The 22,768-nt window shown below is 32.8% G+C and carries 24 protein-coding genes and 4 pseudogenes; 8 read left to right on the top strand and 20 right to left on the bottom strand.

Going from position 1 to position 22,768, the window contains the following annotated elements; translation table 11 throughout:
• Nucleotides 1-24: 24 nt before the first annotated feature.
• Nucleotides 25-987, bottom strand: coding sequence for an MBL fold metallo-hydrolase (locus tag ACYFX0_RS26430; RefSeq protein ID WP_106082084.1), 963 nt, complete (start codon nt 985-987; stop codon nt 25-27).
• A 296-nt stretch (nt 988-1,283) separates the two neighbouring features.
• Here ACYFX0_RS26430 and ACYFX0_RS26425 point away from each other — a divergent pair.
• A pseudogene (locus tag ACYFX0_RS26425) lies at nt 1,284-2,280 on the top strand (LAGLIDADG family homing endonuclease).
• Between the two features lie 152 nt (nt 2,281-2,432).
• On the top strand, nt 2,433-2,828 hold the full coding sequence (locus tag ACYFX0_RS26420) for a RidA family protein (RefSeq protein ID WP_106082086.1): 396 nt from the start codon (nt 2,433-2,435) through the stop codon (nt 2,826-2,828).
• A 723-nt stretch (nt 2,829-3,551) separates the two neighbouring features.
• Here ACYFX0_RS26420 and ACYFX0_RS26415 read toward each other — a convergent pair.
• The 6 genes and pseudogenes from ACYFX0_RS26415 to ACYFX0_RS26390 all read right to left on the bottom strand — a co-directional run bounded on the left by ACYFX0_RS26415 (nt 3,552) and on the right by ACYFX0_RS26390 (nt 7,297).
• Nucleotides 3,552-4,367 carry a YwqG family protein gene (locus ACYFX0_RS26415; protein ID WP_460272019.1) on the bottom strand — a complete coding sequence of 272 codons (816 nt, stop codon included), beginning with the start codon at nt 4,365-4,367 and terminating at the stop codon, nt 3,552-3,554.
• A 78-nt stretch (nt 4,368-4,445) separates the two neighbouring features.
• A complete protein-coding gene (locus ACYFX0_RS26410; RefSeq protein ID WP_001070924.1) occupies nt 4,446-4,853 on the bottom strand; it encodes a DnaJ family domain-containing protein in 408 nt (135 codons plus the stop codon).
• Nucleotides 4,854-4,892: 39 nt separating this feature from the next.
• Nucleotides 4,893-5,306 (bottom strand): annotated as a pseudogene (locus tag ACYFX0_RS26405) (hypothetical protein); the annotation flags it as partial.
• A gap of 109 nt (nt 5,307-5,415) precedes the next feature.
• On the bottom strand, nt 5,416-5,781 hold the full coding sequence (locus tag ACYFX0_RS26400; RefSeq protein WP_000800304.1) for a hypothetical protein: 366 nt from the start codon (nt 5,779-5,781) through the stop codon (nt 5,416-5,418).
• A 280-nt stretch (nt 5,782-6,061) separates the two neighbouring features.
• Nucleotides 6,062-6,433 carry a YxiJ-like family protein gene (locus tag ACYFX0_RS26395; protein ID WP_000765972.1) on the bottom strand — a complete coding sequence of 124 codons (372 nt, stop codon included), beginning with the start codon at nt 6,431-6,433 and terminating at the stop codon, nt 6,062-6,064.
• Between the two features lie 12 nt (nt 6,434-6,445).
• Entirely contained in the window at nt 6,446-7,297 is an 852-nt protein-coding gene (locus tag ACYFX0_RS26390; protein WP_000789282.1) for a patatin-like phospholipase family protein, read from the bottom strand.
• Between the two features lie 179 nt (nt 7,298-7,476).
• On the opposite strand from ACYFX0_RS26390, the gene ACYFX0_RS26385 reads away from it, so the two are divergent.
• Nucleotides 7,477-7,854: a PH domain-containing protein gene (locus tag ACYFX0_RS26385; RefSeq protein ID WP_000522474.1), complete on the top strand. Its 378-nt coding sequence runs from the start codon at nt 7,477-7,479 to the stop codon at nt 7,852-7,854.
• Between the two features lie 121 nt (nt 7,855-7,975).
• Here ACYFX0_RS26385 and ACYFX0_RS26380 read toward each other — a convergent pair whose 3' ends face one another.
• The 5 genes from ACYFX0_RS26380 to ACYFX0_RS26360 all read right to left on the bottom strand — a co-directional run bounded on the left by ACYFX0_RS26380 (nt 7,976) and on the right by ACYFX0_RS26360 (nt 11,764).
• Nucleotides 7,976-8,449: a GNAT family N-acetyltransferase gene (locus ACYFX0_RS26380; RefSeq protein WP_000351397.1), complete on the bottom strand. Its 474-nt coding sequence runs from the start codon at nt 8,447-8,449 to the stop codon at nt 7,976-7,978.
• A 1-nt stretch (nt 8,450) separates the two neighbouring features.
• Nucleotides 8,451-8,972: a YfiT family bacillithiol transferase gene (locus ACYFX0_RS26375; protein WP_000999070.1), complete on the bottom strand. Its 522-nt coding sequence runs from the start codon at nt 8,970-8,972 to the stop codon at nt 8,451-8,453.
• Nucleotides 8,973-8,988: 16 nt separating this feature from the next.
• Entirely contained in the window at nt 8,989-9,516 is a 528-nt protein-coding gene (locus ACYFX0_RS26370; protein WP_000409250.1) for a GNAT family N-acetyltransferase, read from the bottom strand.
• A 63-nt stretch (nt 9,517-9,579) separates the two neighbouring features.
• The gene (locus ACYFX0_RS26365; protein ID WP_106082087.1) at nt 9,580-10,902 is read right to left on the bottom strand and encodes an FAD-dependent oxidoreductase; all 1,323 of its coding nucleotides are present in this window, start codon (nt 10,900-10,902) and stop codon (nt 9,580-9,582) included.
• An 82-nt stretch (nt 10,903-10,984) separates the two neighbouring features.
• On the bottom strand, nt 10,985-11,764 hold the full coding sequence (locus ACYFX0_RS26360) for an undecaprenyl-diphosphate phosphatase (RefSeq protein ID WP_001104288.1): 780 nt from the start codon (nt 11,762-11,764) through the stop codon (nt 10,985-10,987).
• Between the two features lie 132 nt (nt 11,765-11,896).
• Here ACYFX0_RS26360 and ACYFX0_RS26355 point away from each other — a divergent pair, with 132 nt between their 5' ends.
• A complete protein-coding gene (locus ACYFX0_RS26355; RefSeq protein ID WP_098437247.1) occupies nt 11,897-12,103 on the top strand; it encodes a hypothetical protein in 207 nt (68 codons plus the stop codon).
• Nucleotides 12,104-12,160: 57 nt separating this feature from the next.
• On the opposite strand, the gene ACYFX0_RS26350 is transcribed toward ACYFX0_RS26355, so the two are convergent.
• The 4 genes and pseudogenes from ACYFX0_RS26350 to ACYFX0_RS26335 all read right to left on the bottom strand — a co-directional run bounded on the left by ACYFX0_RS26350 (nt 12,161) and on the right by ACYFX0_RS26335 (nt 15,406).
• Nucleotides 12,161-12,541, bottom strand: coding sequence for a nucleotide excision repair endonuclease (locus tag ACYFX0_RS26350; RefSeq protein ID WP_001048937.1), 381 nt, complete (start codon nt 12,539-12,541; stop codon nt 12,161-12,163).
• Between the two features lie 77 nt (nt 12,542-12,618).
• A complete protein-coding gene (locus ACYFX0_RS26345) occupies nt 12,619-13,182 on the bottom strand; it encodes a GNAT family N-acetyltransferase (protein WP_000185962.1) in 564 nt (187 codons plus the stop codon).
• A 32-nt stretch (nt 13,183-13,214) separates the two neighbouring features.
• Nucleotides 13,215-13,788: pseudogene (locus ACYFX0_RS26340) on the bottom strand (hypothetical protein).
• A 187-nt stretch (nt 13,789-13,975) separates the two neighbouring features.
• Entirely contained in the window at nt 13,976-15,406 is a 1,431-nt protein-coding gene (locus tag ACYFX0_RS26335; RefSeq protein ID WP_000169959.1) for a PQQ-dependent sugar dehydrogenase, read from the bottom strand.
• A gap of 137 nt (nt 15,407-15,543) precedes the next feature.
• Here ACYFX0_RS26335 and ACYFX0_RS26330 point away from each other — a divergent pair, with 137 nt between their 5' ends.
• On the top strand, nt 15,544-15,801 hold the full coding sequence (locus tag ACYFX0_RS26330) for a hypothetical protein (protein ID WP_000173569.1): 258 nt from the start codon (nt 15,544-15,546) through the stop codon (nt 15,799-15,801).
• Between the two features lie 91 nt (nt 15,802-15,892).
• Complete coding sequence (locus ACYFX0_RS26325; protein ID WP_098582558.1) at nt 15,893-16,072, top strand: hypothetical protein; 180 nt, start codon at nt 15,893-15,895, stop codon at nt 16,070-16,072.
• A gap of 374 nt (nt 16,073-16,446) precedes the next feature.
• Here ACYFX0_RS26325 and ACYFX0_RS26320 read toward each other — a convergent pair whose 3' ends face one another.
• The 3 genes from ACYFX0_RS26320 to ACYFX0_RS26310 are packed head-to-tail and all read right to left on the bottom strand — an operon-like array spanning nt 16,447 to nt 17,585.
• Nucleotides 16,447-16,923 (bottom strand): small multi-drug export protein, encoded by a 477-nt coding sequence (locus tag ACYFX0_RS26320; RefSeq protein WP_000230643.1) that lies wholly within the window; start codon nt 16,921-16,923, stop codon nt 16,447-16,449.
• A gap of 18 nt (nt 16,924-16,941) precedes the next feature.
• Nucleotides 16,942-17,376 (bottom strand): hypothetical protein, encoded by a 435-nt coding sequence (locus tag ACYFX0_RS26315; RefSeq protein ID WP_000595642.1) that lies wholly within the window; start codon nt 17,374-17,376, stop codon nt 16,942-16,944.
• Entirely contained in the window at nt 17,373-17,585 is a 213-nt protein-coding gene (locus ACYFX0_RS26310) for a helix-turn-helix transcriptional regulator (RefSeq protein ID WP_000599740.1), read from the bottom strand. Before ACYFX0_RS26310 ends, ACYFX0_RS26315 begins: the two co-directional genes overlap by 4 nt.
• Before the next feature lie 229 nt (nt 17,586-17,814).
• Between ACYFX0_RS26310 and ACYFX0_RS26305 the strand changes: the two are divergent.
• Nucleotides 17,815-19,143, top strand: a pseudogene (locus ACYFX0_RS26305) (IS4 family transposase).
• Nucleotides 19,144-19,421: 278 nt separating this feature from the next.
• Here the strand turns inward: ACYFX0_RS26305 and ACYFX0_RS26300 are convergent.
• Nucleotides 19,422-20,591: a serine hydrolase domain-containing protein gene (locus ACYFX0_RS26300; protein ID WP_460272018.1), complete on the bottom strand. Its 1,170-nt coding sequence runs from the start codon at nt 20,589-20,591 to the stop codon at nt 19,422-19,424.
• Nucleotides 20,592-21,209: 618 nt separating this feature from the next.
• Here ACYFX0_RS26300 and ACYFX0_RS26295 point away from each other — a divergent pair.
• Nucleotides 21,210-22,427, top strand: coding sequence for a macrolide family glycosyltransferase (locus ACYFX0_RS26295; RefSeq protein ID WP_106082090.1), 1,218 nt, complete (start codon nt 21,210-21,212; stop codon nt 22,425-22,427).
• Nucleotides 22,428-22,768: the final 341 nt, after the last annotated feature.

Here is a 22,768-nt window from a genome sequence, read left to right as displayed (position 1 = left end):
AGTTCGCTCTTTTTCTATTTATAATTAAATTTCTCTCCACCAAGCTGTTGAAGGATAGTTTGTAGATTTTAACGTAATAGATTCGCCAATTTGAGGCGTTGTAATTTTAACTTCTAAACGGTTAGCTTCTTTCGTAACACGCTCTATCGGATCACTCCATTCGTGTAATGCTAATGTAAAAGCACCCCAATGAATCGGAAGAAGTAATTCTCCTTGTACATCAATATGAGCTTGTACAGTTTCTTCAGGCAACATATGAATCGCAGACCACCTCGGATCATATTGTCCGCATTCCATCAATGTAAGATCGAATGGACCATATTTATCACCAATTTCCTTAAAGTGAGGGGCATAACCGCTATCGCCACTAAAGAAAATTTTAGTCTCTTGACCAAGGATAAGCCATGAACACCATAATGAACAATCTCTATCTGTCATACTTCGTCCAGAGAAATGCCTTGCAGGCGCACATACTAACTTAATATTATCAAACGTAATTTCGTCCCACCAATTATGCTCACTAATTTTACTAGGCGAAACACCCCATTTAATAAGATATTGTGCAACTCCAGTTGGAACATAAAAGTGCTTTGCGCGATCTTTTAACTGCATAATACTTTTGTAATTCAAATGATCATAGTGATTATGAGAAATGATAATCGCATCAATTTCTTGAAGGGCATCACGTTCTAAAGAAAAAGCACCACTATAGCGTTTACTATTAAACAAAGGAAATGGGGAAGAGGCATCTCCAAACATAGGGTCTAATAACAGTTTTTTACCTTCTATTTTCAAAAGAGAAGCAGAATGGCCAAACCATGTAACACTCTCTAACGGTTCATTATCTTTATTTGATAAAACGATAGGCAAACCCTTTATAGGACGCAGCTTTGATTTTATTTTAAAGTAATCCGTCATTAAACTTATAATATCTTTCGGTTTAAAACTCATATCAGTATGAATTTGATTTGTATATTTCTTATTCATTCGTTCTCCTTTTTACGATTAACAATTTACGTATGTTGTTATTGTAGCTATTTGTAGTTTAAACTATATTATTTTACCTTTCATCTAAAATGCCTTGTATTTCATAAATCCGTCAAATTCATTATTTGTATCTATAAAGTACAAATCGCACAGCAGCAGCTAAGACAAATATTAAGTACATGTAAATTGTTTTTATTTAGTAAATTCCTTCTTATACGCAACGGAGAACATATGTTTCGTTGTATGTTATAGAAGAAAATATGTCTCTAATAAAAGAAAGGAAGGAGAGGATGTAAGTGCACATAGAGCGAAAAAAGAAATCAAAATGTAAACTATCAAAATCTGAAATCATGCATTTGTATACTGAAGGGAAGAGCACCTCAGAAATCGCTGTGCTTGCTAATGTGTCTGCAAGGTATATTCGTATGGTTTTATCAGACAATAACGTACCAAGGCGCGCTATAGGGAGTTGGAAGAGAAAGTATGACATAACAGAAGATTACTTTAAAACGTGGTCAAACAATATGGCTTATATTTTAGGGTTTATAGCAGCAGATGGTGTTATACAGAAAGAAAATCAATGTGTCAGTATATCTCAAAAAGAAAGTTATATTTTAGAAAATATAAAAAAAGAACTAAAAACAAACCAGCCACTTTATCAAAACAAAAAAAACAAGCGTATACATGCTAAATATTAATAGCAAAACAATAAAAGACGACCTTATGAACATACACGGAATTATGCCATGTAAATCATTTAACATCGAATTTCCTTTTGTACCAGAAGAATATTTGCATCATTTTGTTCGTGGGTATTTTGATGGGGATGGTTACGTCAAGTATGAAACTTATACAGTTAATTTCGTAGGTGGATCATATAACTTTATGAATTCTTTACATCAAATTCTTCAAAATTGCAATTTACGAGCCGATTTACTAAATCAAAACAAACATTATCGCGTTATTTTATCTGGAAGAAAATCAATACAACTATTTTCAAATTGGATTTATAAAGACAAAGATATTTATTTGCATAGAAAATATGAAGTGTTTCAGAAAGAAAGTCTGAGTTTAGATCAATTACAAGATCGAAAATTAAAACAAACTCAAACTGCCGTTAAACAAAGAAAACAAAATTTCCTTGAAGAATATATGAAAAATAAATGTAATGCTACAACTTGTTCAAATTTAGAAATAAGCGAATCGGCTTTCAAACGTTGGCTAAAAAATGACAATCAATTTAAAAGAGATTATGAAAAGATTAATTTAACAATGTCCACTAGCGATAACTAAATATAAAATCCTAAAAAACCTTAGAATAGGTATGAAGATAGCTATTCTAAGGTTTTTTATTTTTAAACCATAAAGGATTCTTAATTTTATTGATTGAATATAGTGAATACAGAGATTTTACAATTTTCTTGATAAAAAAGGAGAGAGACACCTTGCAAAAGAAATTTATCAATCCAGAAACGATGCCACCAACTTTTGGATATTCACATGTAGTGGAAGTTAGTAACGCTAAACGAACAATTTACATATCTGGACAAGTAGCGATTAACACTGATGGTCAAATAGTTGGCATTGGTGATTTAGCTACACAAACGCGACAAGTTTTCGAAAATATTGAAAGTGCATTAGAAACTTCGGAATTAAGATTTAATGATGTAGTAAAATTAACATTTTTCCTAACAGATATTTCTCAAATGGCCATTGTTAGAGATATACGAGATCAATACGTTGACACTAAGAATCCACCAGCAAGTTCAGCTGTCGAAGTTAGAAAGTTAATTAACGATAACTTATTAATTGAAATTGAAGCAATTGCTATAGCAAACTAATTTTAAGAACTTATCCGTAATCATATCAATGCAATTCGTTTAATGCGTTCAGTTAAAACGAATTGCATTTTTTATTGTCTTAAATATAATTTATATCTGGAGACATTTTCATCAACAACTTATAAAACAAACAACTAAACAATCCATCACACAGAATGATTAAAAAGAACGAGAGGAGGCTAATCACAAAAACTGACTTATTTATAATAAGTTTATAATTTAAAGTTAGTTAACATAATATATATTATAGGCAGTTATAGAGACGAAGCGATTACAGGTATCAAAAACCAAGTAAACTATACTTAATGAGACGGAACGGAGATTTTTAGTGAGATTCATATGAAATCTTATCTAAACAAATTTCTTCGGTTTTTATCGTTTTTATTTGTTATAAATTCATCACAGCAAATCTTAATCAATAATCGCTTAAGATTTAACGAATTAAAAACATTTTTGATCGGCAAGAAATTTTTATACAGAAAAATTATTTCTATACAAAATATAAATTAGTAATTTTATTTTATGTTTTACTTAAATGAATTGATTGCTATTTGCACACGTTTTACAACTTTACATTATTTGTTGTTATTTCTGTTATTTAGGCTTGCCTTTCATTACACTCATTGTTTTTTATTCTAGTTAACATAACGCTTATTTTTAACATAAAAAATCCTCCTCACCTTCAGGAAGATTTTTTGTTTGCTATTAATTTATTTATATCTTCTAGTAACAATCCCAATTGTAAATGACATTGGAAAAATCTAGATTTAACAGCTCTTCCTTACGTATAAAGAAATTAGCAACCCCAGAATCGCCCCACATAATATTTAATGAATCGTCTGTATCGATTTGCAGCAATAATATGTCATGCTGTTGGTATTTTTCTTCCCATTCTCTCGGATCTGTCTGTGTGAAAAATGGATATCCACCAATTTTATGTCTTTGATCTTTACATAAATCATCATACAGTTCGCCTAATTCTATATTATTTTCTTCATCAACAATCTCTTCCCAATCAATGTTATCACTAAAAATCATTTCAAATCGATAATCTCTTGGTGTTACTGGTTGATATGCCAACTCAAACTTTAGTTTTGCTGCTTCGGGTATGATAAAATTCTCTAAATGTAAAGTGTTTAAATAACTAAAATCAGTAATTACCTTAGTTAAATCCGCTGTGATTGTAGAATGATAAACAATTCGAAAGTCTTTTTGGCTTGTGGGATGATCAAAATCTGCTCCAAAAAGATCTTCTTCAGCACTTATGAAAAACTGTAACATTCCATGTTGAGGCATATGTTCAATGTTTGGTATTTCTTCAAGGTTTAACTGCGCAAGTAGCATCATAGGTTGTCCGTTTGAGTCTTTTGGATGCTCTTGATCTATAGGTAAATACGGATAACCACCAAACTTACTTTCAAAAAGCGTTGTCTCTGCTAATGTTCCAGACACTTTAACATACGGTTTCACACTTTCTTCTAAAATACTACGATACTGTTCTAGTTCTTTCGGAATTTGAAGTTGATACGTATTCTTCACTACATTTGCCTCCCTTTAGTAACGAATTGAAAATGCCTAACTTAATTATATAGTAAGCGATAGCTTAATTGAAAATCGTTAAAAATCCATTTTCACCCTCATTTTTTGCGCGCTTGTCGGACAAAGTAAATTATGCTCTAAAACCTTTTTATTGATAGTTCGAATTAATTCCGCTGCTTCTGCCGTATTTGTATTTTCTTTTAGTCTTTCTTTTAAATCTTCAATTTCTTTTGAAAGCTCAATCCACCTAGGCAAAATATGATTATTTGCTAAAGTTCTATAAAGTTGCTTTTCAGGATTGTAAGAAAGATCTTTATCGAGATTAAGAGGTTTACCTTTACCAGGTAAATTATCAAAAGCTCCTTTCTGTTCTGCTTGTTTAACGATAGAACTAATATGATCCTCATACGTATACGACCAAACTTTTTCATCTTTTACTAAAATCTCTTGTTTCTTTAATTTTTTATCGAGTTCTTCCTGATTCATAGATTTTCTCTCCTTTTTATTTTATAGTGTGGTTTTTATCTATTTCAAAGCTTTCAATCCATCAAATAACTTTTTTCACCCTCACACGCTATCATGACCGTCTTGAAACTCTTCATAAGTGGTTTTGTACCCTTTATCTTTTAAAGCTCTATACAAGTGATTATTGGCCGTTAAAAGAGGTTTGTTTTCAAGTTGTCCTGCTACCATATAAAAGTGAAATTGAGTTGCATTAGAATTTATAGATGAAATTTGATTTTCAATCCGAGGAATATCGTTTTCAAAAGTTAGTTCTTCTAGCTGATTAACAGGATCTACAGCAATACATGGCGGTATTCCATTTTCGTAAATTAAATAATTGAGTGTTTTTGCGATTGAAGATTACTTAATGCATGGATTTTTATTAAAGACAATGAAATGTTCTTGAAGATGTGAAGTTTGAGAATAATTATGAGGTAGATCAAGATGTTTTGCCTTTGCTGCAATGTGGCAGTAAGGATATTTAATTTTGATAGAATGATATAAGAGTCTTGCTACACTTTTGTAATAAGACTCTTTAAATAAGTTATTTACTAGAATAATTGTCTATTGCTTGAATAGAAAGTTCAAACGATTTTATTCTTCTTTCTAAAAGCGTTCTTTGAGGACTCCCAAGCTTTGACTTAACGTAAATCTTTTCAATTGATGGAAGCAAACCAATCAGAACATTACGAGCTTCTGCTAAATCTTCCTGAGTATAATGATGAGTTTCTTGCTTCCAAACACTTTCTAACATAGCTAAGCCGATACTAGCTGCTTTGAGTCTTTTTTTCACTAAAGTAGTATTTGATCCTTTTTGAGTCATCTGTGATAAGGCATTTTCAAGTTTACTAATTGTTGACTGTAAAGATTTTATTGATTCTACTTTATCTATATTTGATACGTTTTTCATGTTAATGTTATCCCTTCTACGTTGCTAACTTGTTTTGTTTAATGTTCAATGAAATCCTTAAAAGCTTGATTTCACTCGAAATATTTTAACATAAATAACTAACTGTATTCGAGTTGGACAATAACTTAAAGCAAAACAGCTATTCCTCTCTCCTCCCCTGTATCATTCTATTATATGTACTTCTTTCTTCTCATTAGAATTCCTATATAAACTAATTGTTAATATTGAATGTTTTATGAACAAAAAACGTACAAGTAATGTAACCTGTACGTTTTCGCTTTTATTCAGTAAGGTAATAAAGTAATAGCTTCCTGGTCTTCTCATAACTTATGAAATCTCTATACAAAATGGGATAATTCACAATTTCTGTTTCTAGAAAACGATATTGCGGAAACCACTCAAAAAACGATTTTCTTAACCACTTTATTTGTTGAAACGTAATGTTCTGTTCGTTTCCATTTAGTACAGAATTTAAAGTAGCTGCTGTATGCATCCAATGATGATTAAAATCAGCGTTTATACAATTATCTTCGGTAAATCTACTTTCTAAGTTTCGCTGCAATTTTGCTGTAGCGCGATAAGGAAACGGTTTGTACAGCGGACTAGGCATTTTCTGCAATTCATTAAAAATAACCCTTTTTCCTAACTTCAACTTTCTCCTCCTTTATTTCTCTATCCAATTTAATAAGTTTTCATAATGATATTGAGCATCTATATAGCCAAGGTTATATAAATTAACAAGTTTCTCTTTATTTCTTTCTATTCCACTTATTGGAAGTTGTACGCTAGGCTGAATGACATAAAAGTTGTCTTTTTGTTCTATTTGATTCATATAAGATATCGTCTCATTATAAAAACGATAATGTTCTACTAAAGATTCTGCGATATTCGGATATTTTCTATATAAAATTTTAGCCAGTCTAGAAAATTTATTCCGCTGCTTTTCGTATCCTTCTGGTTTTGTCATGATAACTACATTCTTTTCATAACCATCAGTTTGAGCTTTTAGAACTGGAATAGGATCTATAATTCCTCCATCTAACAACTTACGATTATCGTATTCTACAGCAGGTGCTATAAACGGAACTGAGCTAGATGCACGGATGATTTTTAAAATATCATTTCCATGTTCTATTTTATTATAATAAACAGCTCGTCCTGATTCGCAATCAGTCGTCCCTATAACAAATTGTTCATTACAGTTTAAGAAAGTTTGAAAATCAAACGGGACGATTTTATTAGGTACTTCATCAAATAAAAAGTCCATCCCAAATAATTCACGTTTTCGAATTAAATTTCGATAAGATATATACCTGTAATCTGATACTAGTTCTGTATTTACTTTCTTATTTCTCCCTTTTTGACGTGACAAATAGGTTGCCCCCATACAGGCTCCAGCTGATACGCCGACTACATACGGAAAGAATAAGTTCTTTTCCATGAAATATTCGAGTACACCTGCAGTATATAAACCTTTCATTCCTCCGCCCTCTAATACTAAACCGATATTCTTCATGTTATATCCCTCTGCTTCTTTTTTCTTAATTTCATATTAGCACAAGATTTTAAGATGAGGTTATATAAACTGATTACAACAATAACCAGAAACTACTAAAGTAATGTCATAATATCTTTGTGAGTAACATGTTACAATATAAGTAATTCATTCCACATATATTAAAGGAGGAATTTAATATGGGTTTATTTAGCGGTATTTTAGGAAATGCATCAAATACGAGTTCTGAAAGTGTAGAACGTGATTTAGAGAAGATTATGCTAGACGATGAAAAAGTAGAGCATGCTTATAAATTAATTCGTGATCTAATCGTATTTACAAATCGTCGACTTATTTTAGTAGATAAACAAGGAGTAACCGGCAAAAAAACAGAATACCATTCTATTCCTTATAAAAGTATTACACAATATAGCATCGAAACGGCTGGGCATTTTGATTTAGATGCAGAACTTAAAATTTGGGTGTCTAGTATGGAGGATCCAATTACGAAAGAATTTAAAGGTGACGATAGTATTTTAAGCATTCAAAAAGCGTTAGTGACATATACGACAAAGTAGTGGTTTCTTGTATTTTTATTCATTTCAGAAATTACTAACCCGGGTATTTCGGAAGAAAATACATCATTTTTGTATATTTAATCTAAAATAACATAAAAAGGTAAAGCGTGTTTTATATGCTTTACCTTTCTTTTTTGTAATAAATAAGTGTAGTTTTATCATTTAATTTCTTTATAACTTCTGTTCTTTTATACTCCATCTTTTCATACAAAAAACAATTTTTCTCTTCTTCTAAAATAGTAGCAAGTTCCCAGCTCGTTGCTTCAGGAAACATTTCCTCAATTAATGTAATCACCTTTTGAGCAATTCCTTTTCCTTGATAACCCGGATGAATAAACATTGGACTGATCCAAAATTTAGAGGGTGTTTCTTTTTGTGAAATGCATATCGCTCCAACAAGATTCATATCCACTATTATTTTATAGAAGCCACCGTTTACTTGATTTATTCTACAAATAGTTTTTTCGATAGTTTCATTTGCTGGATTTGTTTCATAGTCTTTATATTTATGTAATAAAGGGCTAAATGAGTCTATTTGCATTTGAAATATAACTTCTGCATCAGTTTCTGTCGCCTTCTCTAATATAATATCCATGTTACCAATTTAGACGCTTTCTTAAAGAAGTAATATGAGCGGTATGATGACGACCATGCCATGCGTATAGTCCTATTGCAACAGCAAGTTTTGTTTCACCAGTTTCAGGATGGTTAAATGTCTTTTCTAAATCTTCAATTTCTAGAGAATATAAAAGGTTAACCCATCTTTTATGTAATGAATCTAGCATTACTAGTGAAACATCTACCGGTAATTTTGAATCGGGTAACTCTGCCCACTTCTCTTCTTTATACGGCTTAATAGTTGGATTCTTTTCTGTCAGTGCTAATTTAAAGCGTATGTAGCTATTCATATGGCTATCAACGACGTGATGAACTACTTGACGTACAGTCCAACCTCCAACGCGATATGGTGTATCTAACTGCTTCTGATCTAAATCTTTAATTGCCTTTGTTAGTTCATTAGGTAAATCTTCAATTTCTTGAATCCATGTATCAATCATTTCTTCCGTTATAGGACGTTTGTATGTAAATTGGCCAATTGGATAACGCAAATCATTCATGAATAAGTCCTCCTTATTATAAGCGCGAAGTATTTCTCCAAATATAATGTACAAACTTCACATGTTCTCCATTTAATTCTACAGATGTTGTATCTGATTCGTTTTGATAAGAAGAAAATCCGCTTTTTTCTAGTACAATTTGTGATGCGAGATTATTAGTCGTTGTTTTAGCATAAATGTCAGTAATTTCATTATTTTTCGCTACATCTAAAATTAATTTTACGGCTGCTGTTGCAACTCCTTTTTTAGTAAATTTTTCTCCGACCCGATACCCTAGTGAACTAATTCGAGTTTCCGTATCTATATCTACTAAATTGATTCGCCCTACAATTTCTTTTTCTTCATTACGAATTAAATAAAAATAAGAATCTCCATCCGCTTGTTCTATTAATAAATCGTCTAGTAGTTTTTGGAAATATTCAAATTCAAAATATTTCGAGCCACGATTTGGTACCATTGTTTCAAAAAAAGATTTATTCGTAAGTTCAAACGTAAATAAATCCTTAACATCTTGTTTCTTTAGTTGCTCTATGTATATTTCCATCTCGTATTCTCCTTCTTGATTTACTAACTGTTATACATTCTTTTTTAATCAATTATATTCCTGCTATTTCTTTCGATTAAGCAATACAGATAGTAGCACTTTCGGATGAAAAAGATGAAATGGACTACGAATTAAATTCATCACTCGTACTAACCGAATATAAACATCAGAATTACTTGCGGATAGTCGATATATTTGTTTCGTATACCATAGCTGAAATTTTTGTTTTGTAGTTAATTCTCTCTTTAGCTGCGGGTGACGTGATATTTCTGTCGTTGTCATATCCCAAGGGGTTTCTATTATATTAGCTGTCTTTTTATAAAATTGTTGTGTAAATGTTTTATCAAGCTGTTTTCTGCCTTGCAGAAGTAATTGCAACTGGTGAGCCTCCATAGCAGCAACTGATACGCCTTGGCCGAAAACGGGATCAAAACGACATTGCGCATCTCCAACAACTAATAAGCCTTCTGGTACATTATTCACTAAATCAAATCGCCGGCGTACTTGATAAGGAATTTTGTATGTCTTTATATCAGTAATTCCCTCAGCCTTGTTTAGGAAGTCTGTAACATTAGAAATTGATAGGTTTTCAGCAAAATCATAAAACTCATCATCTGTTTGTGGTGCTTTCTCATTTGCGTATCCACTGAAAGTAACAAAATAACGATTATCTTCTATCGTTTGAATAAGAACGCCATAAGGGTTATCAGGGAAACTCGGAGACATTAGCATATTACAACAGTCTAACTCCTCATTTTCTTTAAGTTTGAACATTTTCGTTGCGTAAAATAAATCAATACGAACTTTCTCTTCTTTTACTTCAATTTCGTATTCTCGTAGCCATTCTATACTTTTTGAGCCAAATCCACTCGCATCAACTACAAGATCTGCATGAACTTCTTCTTGTGTGTCTGTCTCTAAATATTTAACTTTTACTCCACACACTTTGTTAAGCTTTGCATCTACCAATAACCCTTTAACCAATGTTTCATATTTAATAGTAATATTTGAAATTTGATGTATTCGTTTTTGAATATGCCATTCTAGCAAAGGACGACTTTGTTGAATCATATGTACTTCCCCTATGAACGGTTGTTTCCATAGACCGAATTGATGCCATTTCAAATCACGCGTAAAGTTGTTTATAATACTACCCGCTTCTATTAATTCGTTCGTAATATTAGGAAACAATTCTTCAATTGCGTTTTCTCCACCTTTTAATAACACGTGAGGATGATTACTTTGTGGAACTCTTTTTCTCGAAGACTTTCCATCCCATCTTTCACCAGCTTCTATAATGATTACTTCTTTAAAAGAAGTTGATAATGCTTTTGCTGCAAACTTTCCTGCCATACTTCCACCAATAACGATAGCCGTATTAAGCATATTTTCCCCCTTAATAAAAAGAGATCCTGCCTTGTATGAATGAAACAGGATCTTAAACTAATTAACTTCTTTATCATTATACTTAAAATACATCAGTAAATTGCAACATTAAAATTAAAATACCTAATCCCCATACGTAATACGCGAATACTTTTAAGGAGTGACGTTTTAAATATTGAATCATCCATGAAACGGCTATGTATCCAAAAAACGCTGCTGATAACGTTCCGACAATTAAAGATGTACTAGAAATAGATTCTGCTTTCCCTTGAAAAACGTCTACAAATTGCAAAATAATGGCTCCGACAATGGCTGGCGTTGATAATAAAAAAGAAAAGTAAGCAGCAGTTTCACGGTCTAACTGCCTCCATAATGCAGCGACGATTGTCATACCAGAACGAGAAATCGCTGGGAAAATAGCAGCCGCTTGAAATGAACCGATAATTAATGCGTCTTTATATGTGATGTCATCCATTTTTTTACGACCATTCTTTTGTTTATCTGCCATGTAGAGAAAGAATCCGGTCACTAAAAACTCCCAACCGATCGTGATTCCTGTTTTTGAAATATCTTCAAAGAAGTCTTTAAACAATAAACCAATAACAACTGCAGGTATCGTCCCAACAATAAGTAATAACATGAGCTTTGAAAATGGGTTTTTAATTAAATATATAAATTCTTTTTTGTAATAAATAAACACTGCAAGTAAAGTCCCAATATGCAACATCGTATCTAAAAATAAGCCTGCTTTATCTAATTGAAATAAATGCCTTCCTAAATAAAGATGTCCGGTACTACTGATTGGTAAAAATTCTGTTAAACCTTGAATTATACCTAATATGAAAGCTTCTAACCAATTCATGATGGTCTCCTTTCTCTTTTGCTTGTACCAATATATGAGGGTTAAATTTTCGATATGAAAAAAACTATATTTCTCTATGAATTTACTTTTAAGTTATGGATATATATGTAAAGAGAATTAAGGAGGGTTATTATGTGGAAGCACACAAAATTCGGTAATGTATTACTTTGGGTGGGCCCTATCCTTGTATTTTTAGGACTATGTATGACAAATGTTATTTCAGATATTCCTTTCTTTGAGGGAAAACATAAAACGGTTGGTATTGTACTTATATTTATAGGGATATTCTGTTTTATTGTGGCTAATCATTTGAAAAAAGGAGAAAGATATGAAGAATAAATCTAAATAAAAAACAATCCTGGCATATTAGCTAGGATTGTTTTTTATTAATGTTGATTATTTGTAAAATACTTTATCAACGTTATATTTCGCTTTATATTCATTAATGATATATGTTTCGTAAATTTCTCTTTCTGTTGGATCTTCTACGATACATGCATCAATGCGGTATACTTCATCACGGTGATTTTTAATTGGTGAAACATTATCTTCAAAATGCTTCTTAATACGTTGTCTAATTTTACGAGCTTTACCTACGAAAAGAAGTTCGTCATTAATATTATAAAACATAAAAATGCCGCCTTTATCTCTAGGGAACAAGTGGAAATCGATAAAGCCATTAATTGGAGTAATGATTGGCTCGTCTCCTTTAATAACTTGTTTACGTTCAGTAATTGAAACATCAGCTTCAGGAATTTTAATTTTAATCAAGTTCATTCACGTCCTCTTTTATTATAAAGATAAATAATAGCATACATAAGTAAGAAAAGCTATGTTCAGAGGCATATTTCATTTTATAATTCAAATATTATAGGTGTATCATGTAAATTGTTCTTCCAAATCATATGATCACTGGATTCGCCCCAGTAATCTTTCAATACATAGCTAGGTTTTCCAAACTTTTTCGTCCATATACTTTGCGCATTTTTATATCCACTATCTAAACAATATTCTGTTATCCCTCTGCTAAGTAATGTAAGAAACATTGTATGTAGTAATAAACTCCCTATTCCCTTTCTTTGATACTCCGGAAGTATGAATACAGTTCCTATTTCATACAAATTTTTAAGTACACCACCTGTACAACTATTAATCAATGTACTTGCTGGACCAATTTCGATTGTTCCAATGATTTTATCGTTACTTGTATCAATTGCTAATAAAAAGTAACGACTTTCTCCGTTACTATCAAAATCACTTTTCAAATACTGCTTTTTTGAGTTAATTTCATTTTCTATGTCATCCAATAATTGTGACAATCCTTCATTTTTGTATGTATTCGTAATAACTATCCGGAAAAATAAATATAGTTCATCTACATCATTCAAATTTGGTCTTCTAACTGCAACGTTAGTCATGAATGCATTCTCCAATCTTCATTATGCCATTGTCAATACAACACTTTACATAATCTATTCATCATTATTCTGCAAAAACCTGCATAAATCCAGCAGTATAGAAAGCTCAGTATAAATATTGATAAAATAATTTTTATGTCCATAGTTGTATGAACAGTAGGACCAAGTACCGGAAAACGGAAAACATCGAGAACGATCATAATCCCTATAAGTAGACAAGTCGCTGAAAAGGAAACAATCCAAATTCTCCTCTTGAATTTTAAAAAGGCTAGTCCTAAGGCTAGACCTAATAAGCCTGTAGTAAAAGGAAAGACAATTAGTTCACTTGGCTCAATAATAAATAATAGAAAAATAGTAAGAATATAAGAAAGTATTCCCTCACGAATAGAATAGAGAATAGCAAAAAAAAATCGGCAATGTCGAAAATGGACTAATGAGCAAACCTATACCAGGAATTAAGTTCCCCGCCGCTTGAAACATGGTGGCCAATGCACTCATCAAAGCTGTAAGTACTAACTTATTCGCAAGGGACAATTTTCTTTTATGAACAAAGCTTATATCATGCTCTATCATCAGTTGATACCAATAACGTACAAAACGATTCATTAAAATACCCCCTAAAGATACCTCATTCATTACTTTCTATATTATTCGTACACATATGGTTTATGAGTTACTTTCTCCAAGTTAATAGATGCTAATACATTGAAGATTTTTAGGGGGACAAGTTAAGTCTTGCGTTTTGAAAACAGAATAAATTCCTTATGTTTTTAGACTGAGCATTTGTATCGTATCAAGGAATAATTTCAAAAATGGTACCTTTGTTAAAATCAGTTACTTTCATAGAACCGTAAACTCCTAAATATAACCTAGTTTGAGCCGAATTTGTTCCTAAACTCATATAATAAGCTGCTTGCGTACCAAAATCATAATTGGTTTCAATAGCATGAAAGTCAGCATGTTTACCGTCTGTACCGGCTCTAGTATAAGCTAAAACACCCTTAACTGGCGGTCGAGAATCTTCTTTCTTAGCAAGGTCGGTAAAAACAACGCTACCCGTTAAATTTGAAATTGCATTTCCCATATATGGCTGAACTCCTGTAAGTGAAGTTCCTCCAAACTTATCGGTTCTAAAATCTTTATGAAAATAACTAAGTAGAGGCAGAATACGCTTCACTGAAGTTTGTATTGTTTCATCATAATAAACTATTGTTCTCTCATCCAAAGTCTGATTTTCGGAACAATGTCGTATAAAAGAAGTAGGTAAATCCCCTTCCCATCCTCGCCACCCAAAATTGATAAAACCATCTTGATTGGGAGTTAACCTCATAAAATGCATTTGAACAAGTTCTGTAACTGGTATAGGTTTATATTGAACAAATGAAAAAATAGACTCTACAATATCCTGTCCGACATTTCCGGTGTATTTGATATATTGATTATAAAACCTTTGAAATGAAATGCCGGTTATATTACGTACTCCTTTTGCAATTACTGTAAGTGTTTCTTGTATAGATAAAGGAAGGTCATTAAAGCGTGTAACTACAGGAGGGTTATTTATAAATGTATTTTTATTTACATCGATTTCAATTATTTTTCCTGCTATTTCTAAATCATCTTGGCTTAAATTAAATGGATCATAACCTGATCCGCCATCTCCATTTGTAAAAACAAGTTTTCCAGTCTCAGGTGAAAAGTTTAAACTATTGACTCCGTTATGATTAAAAAATGGTCTTCTTACATTCAGTAATGTTCGTCGCTTTTGAGCTTGGCCGTTAGATTGTAAAGTCCATTCTTCCACTGTATCAATGTGATCATATTGCGTATTTCTATTAACCCACTTTAAATTTAACGTTTTAGGGTCACAAGGATTCGGTTTAAATTGTTCAGAAAGTGCACCTGGACCTTGAGTTCCGGCTACTGAATAATGAAGATAAAATAAACCGTTTTGATAAAATTGCGGATGAAATGCAAGTCCTAGTAATCCTCGTTCATCATAACCGCTACTAGAAACACCTTCTTCAGATGTACCTAATTTAATAATTAGGTGACGCATATCTAAAAATTTTTTTATAACTCCGTCCCCTATGTAAAAAATCTCTCCTAATTGAGTTGCGATAAATAGTCTTTCGGTCGATTCACCTGGAAGTATCGTTGTTTTCAATACGGTTGGTAAATTTACGTTATGAACAATGGGTCGTAAATTAACTTTAACTTTTGTCAATTAACTGTACACCCCTTTTTCTTCTTTTTTATAGAAGAATATGATTAGAGTAGTTCTGTTAGTATTAAATAAGTCGCATTCCTTTTTATTACAATTTTGTATATAATATAAGTATCAATATACCGGGGGGACTAATTATGACACTCTTATTACAAATCATCGTACCACTTATATGTGCAATATACTTATTTACCCTCTATCATAACGGGACGTATGGATCAGCTTCATTTATTTTAGCAGTCATGATAGGAATTTTCGGTTTAGAGAATATTTTTCAATATGCTAGTCTAACAGATCATACTATTTATCCATATTGGGGAAGTTTGAAGGCTGTTGTTATCGTTTTATCAGTCGTATTTCTATTTAAAAAAGGTGGTTTAACAGGGAAATATTGATTTTTAATGAGGTACATGTTTTCTTGTTAAATTGCTTTTATTTTATAAAAGAAGAAATATTTATGTAAAAACAAGAAGGGATGTGATACATATGTCTATAAATATTATTTCAATAGTCTCTATCATAATATGGATTGTGTTAATTACAGAACTTATAAAACCTTCAAAAGAACAGAATGGACGAAAAATAGTAACTTTAGTAACTGCCGGTTCCGTATCAACACTTATTTTGACGGTTTCATTTATTCAAAATATCCCGTTTTGGAATTGATAGTGATATAACTAACAATAATATGTATAAATAAAAAGATTAGGATTCACTCCTAATCTTTTTATTTTGGGGTAGCACCACATGCCCATCAACCTAAGGAAAGCAAATACCCCAAAACGAGAAAATGTACATTTCCAGATGAAAATGTACATTTTTTTTGTTTTGGGGATGCTTCAAAATATTAGTTTGATAGCAATGTGTCTCTATCCATATAGGTTCGTGAATTACGGTACTATGACCATATCGTACAGCTAGTTGAGTGTTCAAATGTTTTTGGTCAAAGCTTTTCTCCTAATATCATATGAACTCACTTCATCACTCCATAATTTTTAGGTAGTGAACGATTTTAGATTACCTAAAATCACTATGATATCCTAAATAATATTTAAAAAGCTAAGTCCATACATCGCAGCAACTGTAAAAATGACTGTCCATACTGCTAGACTGACCGTCATCCAACTTATGACGTGTGTCCGGTTAGATCCAAATGTTAAAGCTAATACGGCTGCAATATCAGTTCCTACGAGAATTGGAGCTAGAAGAGCCAAACCTGGAATACCATATCGATCCCATATTTTTCTTGATCGGGTTTCTTTTTTAGAAGGTGTTGTTATACCTTTTTTTTGTTTTCTTGCTGCTTGCCATTTTGCATACTGTTTAAAGAAAAAACCGAGTAATAGAACCAAGATAAGATTTCCTGCAAATGCTGTTACTCCTACTGCAAATGGTTGTAATCCCCATGCGATACCAAGTGGTACAACAATTGATACATCCATCCATGGGGCAAATGCTAAAAGAAATAACACTACATATTGCCATAATGCCCCCGCATTTTGAGCCCACTCCACCATATTGTTTCATCCCCTTTGTTAAATACGATTTAAAATAAAAATAGTGGTTAACCAATAGACAATATATTGACCTGCACCTAGTAAACCAATGCACAATAATGGAACAAAATTATGTTGAGAAAAGAGAAAGCAAATCCCTGCCGTTACTGGAAGCGCAATGCTATAGTAAATATACACATTTCGGCAAGCCTTATAGGTTACCCACTGCTGCCCTTCATCTATTTCACGAAATTCGGATGGTATAAAACCAAATAGCCTAATCTTATCATGAGGATTCTTTCGGTTATAAATCCTTGTGAGAATGAGCCATAAAAAAGTAACCGTCACTAAAATCCCGAAACATAACTTAGCTAAAATGACTTGTGTATTCATAAGAGAAAATAGTAAAAATGCAATAATCAACACAAATATACTGGCCCCTATAAGTGGAGATCTTAAAACCTGTTTTATCATAATCGTTCCTCTCCCTTTAAATAAAAAACCTCTTCTACGGTAACTTGAAATACAGCAGCTAATTTTAACGCCATAGTGACAGATGGAGAATAATCACCTTTTTCTATTAATCCAATTGTCTGCCTTGTGACCCCAATTGCATCGGCCAAGTCTTGCTGAGTCCATCTAAATCGTGCTCGTAATTCTCTAACTCTGTTTTCTAGTATCATAATTCCCCTTTCCTCATTTACAATTACTGTAATTGTAAATGATTACTAACAAAATGTAAACAATCATTTGCATTATGTAATGAATAATTGCTAAACACGACATAAATTACCCTTATGTTAAAAAGGGAGTCCACCCCATCGCTATCAAGATACCAAAACAAAATACCCCATAAAATGAAAAAATACGCTATTCTTTCTGTAGAATCATAGGAAAGGATGGCGTTTTTGTATGTCTATTTCTGTATCTGATGAATTACAACTATTTGCTCAAGAAATTCAAAAATTCTTATCTCCAAATATCTTACGAGATCTTGCTAGAGATGTTGGTTTTGTACAAAGAACTAGTAAATACCAAGCAAAAGATTTAGTCGCTTTATGTGTATGGATGAGTCAAAATGTCGCTACAACTTCTTTAACCCAGTTATCTAGCTGTTTAGAAGCATCGACAGAAGTGCTCATCAGTCCTGAGGGACTGAATCAACGATTTAATAAAGCGGCTGTCCAATTTTTACAACACATATTATCTAAACTACTAAACCAAAAATTGGCCTCATCTATACCTATTCCTTCTCCATATACTTCTGTTTTCAAGCGTATTCGTATTTTAGATTCAACTGCATTTCAACTTCCAGATCCCTTTTCATTTGTTTATCCAGGTGCAGGAGGATGCAGCCATACAGCGGGGGTGAAGATTCAGCTAGAGTATGATCTATTAAGTGGCCAGTTCCTGCATATCCATACAGGTCCAGGTAAACAACATGATCGAACCTACGGTTCCCTGCGTGTTCCAACTGTGACAGCGAATGATTTATGTATCCGAGATTTAGGGTATTTTCATTTGAAAGATCTTAAACATATACAAGACCAAAAGGCTTACTATATCTCTCGTATCAAGTCGAATACACGTATTTATCAAAAAAATCCCAATCCTGATTATTTTCAAGATGGAAGAATTAAGAAAGGTACAGAGTATATTCAAATAGATATGGAGGGTTTAATGAGCTCTCTTCAACCAGGACAAACATGTGAAATAGCTGACGCTTATGTAGGAATGACTGATAAAGTGCCGACTCGTGTGATTGTTCATCGACTAACAAAAGAACAACAACAAAAACGATTACACGATCAAACTGTAAGAGAAAAAAAGAAAGGAATGAAGTATTCTGCTCGTAGTAAACGACTTAGCGGTATCAATGTATATATGACAAATACCTCTATAGATATTGTCCCGATGGGACAATATCTATAGAGGTATTCTTTACGTTGGCAAATCGAGCTTTTATTTAAAACGTGGAAATCATTCTTTCATATTCATCATTGTAAAAAGATAAAACGAGAACTGAGTGAATATAAGGCCATATATATGATTAAAGATTACTTTCTTCTTATTTTCCAAGCTATACAGAAAGACACCCAAGAGCTATCAAAGATTTTAATTCGCCTGTTCAACCTCCTACAGCAAAACGGGAGAAAATCTCATCGATATGAGAAGAAAACAGTCTTTGATATATTAGGTGTCATTTACAATTGTACCATGTTTGATAATCAAGCGGCTTAAATCAAAAAATTGAAACCCATTAGGGTTTATTTCGTATGCAAATCTTTAAATTCCCTACACGTAGCTTTTAAAAAAAAGAAACAACCTCTATTATAATTAACGTTTTATGGTCTTAGCTTGATAGCGATGGGGTAGCACCACACATCCATCAACTTAAGAATAAACGCCACCAAAACAAAAAAAGCCCCAACTTATTTTTCTTGAAAATAAGTTGGGGCTTTTGAAACAGTAAAGTATATTTTTAACTATGAAAACTACGATAAATTTTTCCTTTTTTCCTACTTGCTAAATTCAGCAAGTAAAATTTTTTTAAAAGGATTAGGACTGCCAATTCTACCCAAACTATTCCAATTGACGACCAACGTATGCTTGCCTCCAAGTGTACCTCCAACTAGAGTTGTAAACCCTAGAATGCCACCTGTGTGTCCCCATATCGAGACACCGCTTGGAAGCTTAGTTTCATAGATTCCAAGACCATATCCATCGATTCCTTCTTTTCCTGTAGGAACTGTAGTAAGCATTTGTTTTAGTTGCTGTTCTTTCAGTAATTTGCCACCGAGCAAGTAAGAGAAGAATTTGTTTAAGTCTTCAGCCGTAGAAATCATATCTCCAGCAGAGCTAGCTGCACTTGGGTTATAATAAGTAACGTCTTTTAGCTCACTTGCTCCGTCTGGTTGGACATACCCACGGGCATGGTTAGTGCCTGGAATAACACTTGAGTTGCCTGGTAGGAATGTATTCGACAATTCAAGTGGTTCAATAATTCGATTTTCAACCTCTTCCGCATAGCTGTTTCCAGTTACTTTTTCAATAAGGATACCCAGTAATACGTATCCTGTGTTTGAATAAGACCAGCCCTTTCCTGGAGCAAAATCTGGGGGAAGAGAAATCGCCATCTTCACTAACTCCTCAGCCGTATACGATTTTTTTGTATCCGTAAAATCAGCGTCTTTTGACCTTGAGTATTCAGCGATACCACTTGTATGGTTCAATATGTGCCGGATAGTAATCTTGTTACCATCATATCCATTTCCTTGAATGACACCAGGCAACCAGTCTTCGATGTAGTCGTCTAGCTTCAAGCGATTCTCTCCAACTAATTGAAGTACAACTGTTGCGGTGAACGTCTTCGTCACACTCCCAATGCGAAAGCGAAAATCTGTTTTCATTGGTTTCTTGGTTCTCAGATCCGCTATTCCAGCGGCATATCCCCACGTTTTTCCACCCTCAGAAGTTTTAGCAAGTATCCCTGGGTATCCAAGTTGCAATGTATCCCGCATTGCTTGCTTGACGGAAGTATGATCTCGTTGCGTATTTGTTTGTAACGAACTAGATACATTTTGAGTGGGCTCTGCTTTTACAATTGAGGTTGGTGTTGTATATGACAGGGAACTTCCAGCTATTAAAAGGGCCAGACTTGCACATGTAATTTGACTACGTATTTTCATAAGGCATTCCTCTCCTCTATTCATATTGTATAAGTGCTTGCTGTTCCTTACTTCCTAACAAGACTTAGGGAAAGGCCCTCACGCATATAGATTAAAGCCCCAGTACAAAGGTATATATCAATACCAACAATTTGAGCCATTTAAATCTCCATCCCTTCTATAACAAAATTATTCAAAGGTATGAAAGCATATTATGTACCCTTAGTTATTGTTAGGATTAACACAACATGAGACATAACCCTAACCCATATTTTACTTTATTTATCCATAATATGTATTGAGAAAGAATGTAAATTCGAATCCTTTCCGTAACCCAACTATTGATTGTTTTTTCACCTATTATAATTAGTTATTTTGAATTCCATAATAAAAAAACTGTAAAAAAATAACGATTCCCTTAACGTACAGGAAGCGGTTGAAAAATATGTCTATACGCACAATTTTCTTGTTTTGATATGGTGAACCCATCGCCATCAAGTTATCTAAATAAAACACCCTCTAAAAATTAAGAATATTCAAAAATGAAAATAGACATTTATTCACTTCGTTCGTTATAATTCAAACAAAATAAAAAATCGTTTACATTTTACGATATCAAATTTACTGGAGGGGATAAAGATGAAAAAAGCACTTTACATCAATATAGGTGGAGAAGGACACTTAAATCCAACATTAGGATTAGTACATGATTTAGTACAACGTGGAGACAACATTGTCTATTATTCATCAAATGATTTTGAAGAAAAAATCAAAAAAGCAGGTGCACAATTCCGTCCCATCAATCAAGAGGCACAAAGAGAGCTTTCGGAAACTATGAATCTTATGACTTCCCATCCTCAAGAGTACTTATTACACTTCCTTCATGCTATGGAAAGAATTACTGATTCCATTTTTGAAGAAATCTCCAAAGAAACATACGATTACATCCTCTATGATGCACAGTCTTTACCTGGAAAATGGGTTGCTCACCATAGAGGTTTAGCATCTATTGCAACTTGGACCACGTTTGCTTTTTCACAAGAACTAAAAGAAAATATGAATCTGACAGGAACAAGAAACATAGAACAAAAACAGGAACGTTTAGCCATGCTACAAGCATTTTTGCAATTAGAAGAAATAGCAAAAAGGAAACAATATTTAGAAGGAAAATATGAAGTATCCCTATCTGATAATTTTTTACTTTGTCCGGGTTCAGGCGATTTGAATATTGTCTTTACTTCTCGCTATTTCCAAAGAAACAGCAAGGATTTTAAGGCTGGCTATATTTTTATCGGTCCTTCCATTGCTGAAAATGAAACTCTAAATGATTTTTCGGTTGATGAATTAAAAGGAGAACGTGTGATTTATATTTCTATGGGAACCATAATTAATAATCAGCCTGAATTCTATCAAAAATGTTTCGTCGGTTTAAAAGATCTCAATGCGAAAGTAGTACTTAGTATAGGCAAACAATTAATAGTGGAGCAGCTAGGAGATATACCTGATAATTTTATTGTTGGTAACTATCTTCCACAATTAGATATACTGCGTCAAGCGGATGTATTTATTAGTCATTGTGGAATGAATAGCACAAGTGAATCACTTTATTTTGAAGTACCTCTAGTTATGCTCCCATTTATAAATGATCAGCATACGATTGCTGAGCGAGTATACGAACTTGGCGCAGGATTTATGTTAAATATCCAGCAATTATCGGCCGAGGATTTAAAACATGCCGTTAATGAAGTGTTGCAGCATTCGATTTACAAAGAGAATGCCAAAAAAATTAGTCAATCATTCCGTGAGGCAGGTGGTTATATCAAAGCTGTTGATGAGATTGTTACATTTACTCGTTAATTCTGCTATGTATGCCACTCAAGGCCTATTAACTTAAGAATTTTATAACACCCTACAACAAGAATATAGAAGATAGAAGAAATGCTGGCAGTATCCCATACTCATCAAGATAAGAAATTAAATACCCCATTACTATCAATTCTTAAGTTGATAGTAATGGGGGTAGCACCACATACTCAGCAAGCTAAGGTCTTGAAGTAGCCCCTAAACAAAATTTTTAATTTTTCTACAGTAATTTATGTGAATTCAACTCATTTTTGAGAACAATGCATTTCTCAAGTTTATGGCGATGTAGCGGCCCACCCATTTGTTCAACTGATTACTTCATGATGTTATAAAAT

This window comes from Bacillus sp. NEAU-Y102, assembly GCF_054788175.1.
The sequence above is the reverse complement of the archived record's forward strand: the minus strand, read 5'-3'. Positions and strand labels throughout refer to the sequence as shown.

Bases quoted from the DNA above. Each gene is read 5' to 3' on its own strand.
- ACYFX0_RS26375 (WP_000999070.1), bottom strand. From the start codon at position 8,972: ATGAATGATTTGCGTTATCCAATTGGCCAATTTACATACAAACGTCCT.
- ACYFX0_RS26390 (WP_000789282.1), bottom strand. From the start codon at position 7,297: ATGAAGAATATCGGTTTAGTATTAGAGGGCGGAGGAATGAAAGGTTTA.
- ACYFX0_RS26430 (WP_106082084.1), bottom strand. From the start codon at position 987: ATGAATAAGAAATATACAAATCAAATTCATACTGATATGAGTTTTAAA.
- ACYFX0_RS26360 (WP_001104288.1), bottom strand. From the start codon at position 11,764: ATGAATTGGTTAGAAGCTTTCATATTAGGTATAATTCAAGGTTTAACA.
- ACYFX0_RS26310 (WP_000599740.1), bottom strand. From the start codon at position 17,585: ATGATACTAGAAAACAGAGTTAGAGAATTACGAGCACGATTTAGATGG.
- ACYFX0_RS26295 (WP_106082090.1), top strand. From the start codon at position 21,210: ATGAAAAAAGCACTTTACATCAATATAGGTGGAGAAGGACACTTAAAT.
- ACYFX0_RS26355 (WP_098437247.1), top strand. From the start codon at position 11,897: ATGTGGAAGCACACAAAATTCGGTAATGTATTACTTTGGGTGGGCCCT.
- ACYFX0_RS26330 (WP_000173569.1), top strand. From the start codon at position 15,544: ATGACACTCTTATTACAAATCATCGTACCACTTATATGTGCAATATAC.
- ACYFX0_RS26410 (WP_001070924.1), bottom strand. From the start codon at position 4,853: ATGAATCAGGAAGAACTCGATAAAAAATTAAAGAAACAAGAGATTTTA.
- ACYFX0_RS26380 (WP_000351397.1), bottom strand. From the start codon at position 8,449: ATGGATATTATATTAGAGAAGGCGACAGAAACTGATGCAGAAGTTATA.
- ACYFX0_RS26325 (WP_098582558.1), top strand. From the start codon at position 15,893: ATGTCTATAAATATTATTTCAATAGTCTCTATCATAATATGGATTGTG.
- ACYFX0_RS26365 (WP_106082087.1), bottom strand. From the start codon at position 10,902: ATGCTTAATACGGCTATCGTTATTGGTGGAAGTATGGCAGGAAAGTTT.
- ACYFX0_RS26350 (WP_001048937.1), bottom strand. From the start codon at position 12,541: ATGAACTTGATTAAAATTAAAATTCCTGAAGCTGATGTTTCAATTACT.
- ACYFX0_RS26385 (WP_000522474.1), top strand. From the start codon at position 7,477: ATGGGTTTATTTAGCGGTATTTTAGGAAATGCATCAAATACGAGTTCT.
- ACYFX0_RS26320 (WP_000230643.1), bottom strand. From the start codon at position 16,923: ATGGTGGAGTGGGCTCAAAATGCGGGGGCATTATGGCAATATGTAGTG.
- ACYFX0_RS26315 (WP_000595642.1), bottom strand. From the start codon at position 17,376: ATGATAAAACAGGTTTTAAGATCTCCACTTATAGGGGCCAGTATATTT.
- ACYFX0_RS26400 (WP_000800304.1), bottom strand. From the start codon at position 5,781: ATGAAAAACGTATCAAATATAGATAAAGTAGAATCAATAAAATCTTTA.
- ACYFX0_RS26345 (WP_000185962.1), bottom strand. From the start codon at position 13,182: ATGACTAACGTTGCAGTTAGAAGACCAAATTTGAATGATGTAGATGAA.
- ACYFX0_RS26300 (WP_460272018.1), bottom strand. From the start codon at position 20,591: ATGAAAATACGTAGTCAAATTACATGTGCAAGTCTGGCCCTTTTAATA.
- ACYFX0_RS26370 (WP_000409250.1), bottom strand. From the start codon at position 9,516: ATGGAAATATACATAGAGCAACTAAAGAAACAAGATGTTAAGGATTTA.